Origin of the sequence: Cupriavidus sp. SHE (genome assembly GCF_000812445.1) — a bacterium.
Classification (GTDB): domain Bacteria; phylum Pseudomonadota; class Gammaproteobacteria; order Burkholderiales; family Burkholderiaceae; genus Cupriavidus; species Cupriavidus metallidurans.
This window is the reverse complement of the sequence record NZ_JWMB01000116.1, coordinates 1-2674: the sequence shown is the minus strand read 5'-3', so window position 1 is coordinate 2674 and position 2674 is coordinate 1. Positions and strand designations below refer to the sequence as shown.

The window sequence follows — 2674 nt, the reverse complement described above, 5'->3', positions numbered from 1 at the left end:
TGCGGATTTCGGTGAAGGTGATCAGCGGTTTCGGCGAACGTGATCAGGGAAGGAAGGTGGTACTGCGCGGTCAGGAGATTGTAGCGTAGGTGATCACGATGCCCGTTTCTTGGCGTCGGTTGACGTGCGCTTGCGCATGGATTCGCCTTTGAGCGGCACCTTGTGTGCCTGGTGGACCAGCCGGTCCAGGATGGCGTCAGCCAGCGTCGGATCATTCAACCACTGGTGCCAATGTTCGATCGGGAGCTGGCTGGTCACGATGGTTGACCGGGTACCGACGCGATCGTCCAGAACTTCAAGCAGATCGCCGCGGGCGCTTTCAGAAGGCTCCTGTAGGCCCCAGTCGTCCAGCACCAGGACGTCGATGCGCGCGAGCTGCGCCAGGCGGCGGGTGAAGCTCCCGTCGCCGTGGGCGATCTGTAGTTCCTCGAACAGTCGCGGCACCCGCAGATAGAGCGCAGAGAATCCCTGCCGACAGGCCTGCTGGGCAAACGCACAGGCCAGCCAGGACTTGCCGGCACCGGTCGCCCCGGTCAGGATGAGGCTCTGAGCATTGCGGATCCAGTCGCAACTGGCCAGGGTGGCGACCAGCCGCTGGTCAAGGCCGCGGCTGCCGTCATAGACCACATCCTCGAGGCATGCCTGGGTGTGCTTGAGCTTGGCCGAGCGCAGCAGCCGCTCCAGCCGCCGGGTGTCGCGCCAAGCAATCTCCCGGTCGACCAGCATGGAGAAGCGTTCCTCGAACGGCAGGCTGGCGCTGGCGGCCAGGATGGACTGTTCCTCGAAGGCCCGCGCCATCCCGTCGAGCTTGAGGGCTTTGAGTTGGCCGACGGTGTGTTGCATCAGCATAATTTTCCTAATGGTAGTAGTCGGGGCCACGCACGTTGTCGTGCATGGGGGAATGCCACTCGGCTTGCGATACCGGCAGAGTGGCCTGCCGGTCCAGATGGTTTTCAAGGATGGAGACCACCGACTTGCGCGTGAGCGAGCCAATGGCGACGGCGCGGGCGCAAGCGGCCTCGAGCCGTTCCTTGCCATACTTCTTGGCCAGACTCAGCAGACCCAGGCAGGCGCGATAGCCCATCTCGGGATGGCTCTTGTGGGTGAGCTGGTATTCGACGATGACGGCGACGCTGGGCCCAATCGAGGCTGCCCAGTTGAGCAGCCGGCCGGGCGTCCATTCGAGGTGCGCGCGGTGGGCCACCGGCATGTGTTCCTTCACCGTGCTGTGGCTGCCCTTGCGGGTATTGCGCGCGTGCAGCGCCACGCGCTTGCCACCGTACAGGATCTCGATGGTGTGGCGGGTTACGCGGGCCTCCACCGCCTTGCGCACCAGAGCATGCGGCACGCTGTAGTAGTGTCCGTCGATCTCGACGTGGTAGTCGACGTTGACGCGGCACTGTTTGAACGTTGCCACTTCGTAGCGCCGCGGCGGCAGCGGTCGCAGCACTGGCCGGTCCAACCGCTCGAACCACTCCCGGCGCGTGCCGGGCAGCTTCTTGAACGGTCGGTCGTTCAGGTCGGCGACGAGCTTCTTGATGGCCTTGTTGAGCTCGCCCAGGCTGTAGAAGCGGTGGTTGCGCAGCCGCGCCAGGATCCACCGCTCGACGATCAGCACGCCGGTCTCGACCTTGGCCTTGTCTTGCGGCTTGCGCGGCCGCGCCGGCAGCATGGCCGTGCCGTAGTGATGGACGAAGTCCTCCGCCGTCCGGGACAGCACCGGCTCGTACCGGTCAGGGCGAGCCACCAGCGCGCGCGGGTTGTCCGGCACAAGCAGCTCCGGCACGCCGCCGGCGTATTCCATTGCGCAGACCATTCCCCCGATCCAGTCGGCGGTGGTCTGCCCCCGGGTGGCGCACGCGTAGGTGTAATTCGACGCGCCCAGCACAGCGACGAAGATGCTGGCTTCGAAGGCAAGGCCGCCCTCGGCATCCAGAATCGGCACCATCTGACCGGCGAAGTCAGCAAACAGCTTTTCGCCGGCGCGGTGCTGCTGGCGCATCGACCGCTTGAGCGTCGCGGCCCAGTCCCGGTAACGGCAGCAGAACTGCGTGTATTGGTAAATGGGTATCCCGGGATTCGCCTCCAGGTATTCCTCCCACAGCAACTGCAGTGTCACGCCCTTGCGGCGCAACTCGCGATGCAGATAGGGGAAGTCCGGCGTCACCCGCCCGCCCGGGCTGTTGGCCGGCTTCTGCGCGCCGAACAGCCGCTGCTCCAGCGTATCCTCGTTCAGGCTGTCCGCTTGCGGCCAATCCAGCCCCGCTGCCTTCGCCATCGCCGCGTACTGCGAGACAGCGCCAACACTCACACCCGTCGCCCTAGCGATCTGCCGGTGCGAAAGGCCACACGCCCACTTCAGGCGAAGCACTTCCTTGATTTTGCGCATGGTCATCCGGTTGGCCGGCATCAGCTTGCTTCCTTGCAAAAAAGGAAACAGCCTATCGCCGGCGTTCTAGTCCATGCGCAGTCCCACCCCTAGCCCTTGCCCGGCCCCATTACGGTGCGTGATCACCCATTTCGGCAACGTGATCACTCGTTTCGGGAACGTGATCACCGATTTCGGCGGCGTCGCCGAAGTGATCACGTTCCGCCGAAACCAGCGATCAGCTTCCCGCCGAAACAGGTGATCACGTTCCCCCGAAATCGCTGATCACGCGCCCCGAAATACGCA

The 2674-nt window shown here is 64.5% G+C and carries 2 protein-coding genes; both read right to left on the bottom strand.

The window, feature by feature from the left end:
- Positions 1-93 precede the first annotated feature (93 nt).
- The gene (gene istB, locus RN01_RS32395) at positions 94-849 is read right to left on the bottom strand and encodes an IS21-like element ISRme9 family helper ATPase IstB (RefSeq protein WP_024569300.1); all 756 of its coding nucleotides are present in this window, start codon (positions 847-849) and stop codon (positions 94-96) included.
- A 7-nt stretch (positions 850-856) separates the two neighbouring features.
- Positions 857-2410 (bottom strand): IS21-like element ISRme9 family transposase, encoded by a 1554-nt coding sequence (istA, locus tag RN01_RS32390; RefSeq protein WP_017515619.1) that lies wholly within the window; start codon positions 2408-2410, stop codon positions 857-859.
- Between the last annotated feature and the right edge of the window lie 264 nt (positions 2411-2674).